This is a genomic window from Amycolatopsis sp., assembly GCF_025464955.1.
Lineage (GTDB): Bacteria > Actinomycetota > Actinomycetes > Mycobacteriales > Pseudonocardiaceae > Amycolatopsis.
Genome location: NZ_JAODNM010000049.1, coordinates 1 through 3,525 on the forward strand (window position 1 = coordinate 1; position 3,525 = coordinate 3,525).

Below are 3,525 nucleotides of genomic sequence, written 5' to 3' on the forward strand. Positions count from 1 at the left end.
CGGCGTTGGCTCGTTTGCATGTCAGCGGTGTGAAGGTGGATTGGGCGGGGTTCTTCGCGGGGACGGGTGCTTGTCGTGTTGATTTGCCGACGTATGCGTTCCAGCATCAGCAGTTCTGGCTGAACGCCACGAACGGCGCCGGCGATCTCGGTTCCGTCGGTGTGGGATCTCTCGATCATCCGCTGCTGGGTGCGGTGGTGTGGTCGCCGGACAACGGTGGCGCCGTGTTTATCGGTCGGTTGTCTGTCGGGTCGCATCCGTGGCTCGCCGACCACGCCGTGCTGGGCTCGGTGCTGTTGCCGGGCACCGGATTCGTGGAGCTCGTCCTGCGAGCGGGCGAGGAGGTCGGGTGCGCGGTTCTTGAGGAGCTGACGCTCGCCGCGCCGCTGGTGCTGTCCGAACAGGGCGGAGTTCAGGTTCAGGTCGTCATCGGCGGGCTCGACGACCGCGGTCGGCGCCCGGTGAGCGTCCACTCCCGGGCGGAGAACGCTGTGGACCAGATCTGGCTCCAGCACGCGGCAGGATTCCTCGGCGAAGCCTCCGTGGACGCCACGTTCGATCTGGAGCAGTGGCCGCCCGCAGGTGCCGAGGCGGTCAGCGTCGAGGGCGCTTACGAGGTCTTCGCGGAGCGCGGATTCGGCTATGGCCCGGTGTTCCAGGGACTCAAGGCGGTCTGGCGTAACGGCGAGGAACTGTTCGCCGAGGTGGCGCTGCCGGAAGCTACCGAGGCCGGTCGGTTCGGTCTGCACCCCGCGCTCCTGGACGCCACGATGCATGCCGCGATCCTCGTCGGAACCGGCGAGCAGACGGTGATTCCCTTCGTATGGAACGACGTCTCCCTGCACGCGGTCGGAGCGGCCGAAGTGCGTGTGCGGCTGACGCCGGCGACGGAAAACGGGCTCTCGCTTTCCGTCGCCGACGTGATGGGCCGCCCAGTGCTCTCGGTGGGGTCGATGGTGGGTCGTCCGGTGTCGGAGGAGCAGCTGGAAACGGCAGGCACCAAACAGGATCCGCTGTTCGGCATCGACTGGAACCGCGTCACGATTTCCGCCACGGCCGCCGATGCGCCGAGTTTCCAGGTGTTCGAGTGTGCGACACCTGCAGGTGAAGTGCCTGCGGCAGTGCGGTTGTTGACGCACGAGGTGTTGGGTGTCGTACAGGAATCCCTTGTTGATGAAAGCCTCGCCGGATCGCAGTTGGTCATCGTTACCCGCAATGCCGTTGCCACTACTGAGGTTGATGTGGTGCAGGCTCCTGTCTGGGGTCTGGTTCGGTCGGCGCAGGCGGAGAACCCTGGCCGGTTCGTGCTGATCGATGTCGACGGCGATGTCAGCGCTGGGATGGTGGCCGCCGTGGTGGCTTCGGGTGAGCCTGAGGTGGCGATTCGCGGTGACGAGGTGCTGGTGCCGCGGTTGGTGCCGGTGCCTGCCGGGGAATCCGAGGTGACGTTCGATCCTGAAGGCACCGTGCTCATCACTGGCGGCACCGGTGGTCTGGGCGCGGTGGTGGCCAAGTACCTGGTCGCGGAACGTGGGGTCAGGCACCTGGTGCTGACCAGCCGCCGTGGCATGGCGGCCGCGGGTGCCGCGGAGCTGGTCGCCGAACTGGACGCGCAGGTCCACGTCGTCGCCTGTGACGTGTCGGACCGGGATGCGCTGGTCGCCCTGCTGGGCGGGATCGAGCGGCCGCTGACCGGTGTGGTGCACGCCGCGGGTGTCGGTGACAACGGTCTGATCGGGTCGTTGACCCCCGAGCGCGTGAACTCGGTGCTGGCTCCCAAGGCGGACGCCGCTTGGTACTTGCACGAACTCACCCGAGACATGGACCTGGCGGCGTTTGTGCTGTTCTCGTCCGCGGGTGGGCTCGTCCTGACGGCCGGACAGGCCAACTACGCGGCCGCGAACGTGTTCCTCGACGGACTGGCCACCCTGCGCCGGTCCGAGGGGTTGCCGGCGACGTCGATGGCGTTCTCGCTGTGGGACGTCGGCGCCGGACTCGGTCAGTACCTCACCGAAGTCGACCGCGCGCGGATGGCGACTCAGGGAGTTCCGGCCCTGTCCTACGACGCGGGACTCGCGATGTTCGCCGCCGCCCTCGACTCGGACCGCGCAACGGTGATCCCGATCAGGGTTGACACTCTGGCATTGCGTGACCGTGCTGACGAGCTCCCCGCACTGCTGCGGGGCATGGTGCCGCGGACACGGCGGGCGGCTGCCGCGGGAGCGTCCGGATCGCAGGCGGCGCTGGTGCGCAGGTTGTCGCTGCTGGACGAAACCGAGCGGACCGAGGCACTGCTGGAACTCGTGCGCGGGCAAGTGGCCGTCGTCCTGGGTCACGTTGGCGCCGAAGCCGTGGATCCGGCGAAGGCGTTCAGCGATCTGGGCTTCGACTCGCTGGCCGCGGTGGAACTGCGCAACCAATTGGGCACCGCGACCGGCCTGCGGCTGCCGGCGACGTTGGTCTTCGACTACCCGAACGCGGCGGTGCTCACCGGGTATCTGCGTGCGGAGCTGTTCGGCGCGAACACCGTCGCGGTGGCGCAGCTGCCGTCGATAGTCACGACGACGGACGACCCGATCGTCATTGTCGGCATGTCCTGCCGCTACCCGGGCGGGGTGAGTTCCCCAGAGGACTTGTGGCGCTTGGTGCTCGAAGGCACCGACGCGATCACGGAGTTCCCCACGGACCGAGGCTGGGACGTCGAAGCGCTCTATAACCCCGATCCTGATCACCCAGGAACCTCCTACACGAAGTCGGGCGGGTTCCTGCACAGTGCCCCCGAGTTCGATCCCGCGTTCTTCGGCATGAGTCCGAGGGAAGCGCTGGCCACCGACTCGCAGCAGCGCCTGCTGCTGGAGACCACCTGGGAGGCGGTCGAGCGGGCCGGGATCGACCCGGCGTCGCTGCGTGGCAGCCAAACCGGCGTGTTCACCGGCGTCATGTACAACGACTACTCGGCACTCCTTGAGGGCGCGGACATCGAAGGCTCCACAGTCACCGGCAGCTCGCCGAGTGTCGCGTCCGGTCGTGTCGCCTACACCTTCGGCTTCGAGGGACCCGCGGTCACGGTCGACACCGCATGCTCGTCGTCGCTGGTCGCGATGCACTGGGCGATGCAGGCCCTGCGCGGCGGCGAATGCACACTCGCGCTGGCCGGCGGTGTGACGGTGATGTCTTCGCCGGGAGCTCTCGTCGGCTTCTCGCGTCAGCGTGGCTTGGCTCCGGACGGTCGTTCCAAGGCGTTCTCGGACACCGCGGACGGGGTTGGCTGGTCGGAGGGAGTGGGTCTGCTGGTGTTGGAACGGCAGTCGGACGCGCTGCGCAATGGGCACGAGATTTTGGCTGTGGTGCGTGGTTCCGCGGTGAATCAGGATGGCGCGTCGAATGGTCTGACCGCGCCGAACGGTCCGTCGCAGCAGCGGGTCATCCGGCAGGCGCTGGCAGGCGCCGGTCTCGTGCCGTCCGATGTGGACGTTGTCGAGGCGCACGGCACGGGCACCACGCTGGGCGATCCGATTGAGGCGC

The 3,525-nt window shown here is 67.9% G+C and carries 1 protein-coding gene; it reads left to right on the plus strand.

Translation table 11 applies throughout. The features are described 5' to 3' along the window. Positions 1 to 83 precede the first annotated feature (83 nt). Positions 84 to 3,525: type I polyketide synthase (locus JWQ81_RS10520; RefSeq protein ID WP_297540098.1), on the plus strand; the 3,442-nt coding region annotated here is incomplete at its 3' end.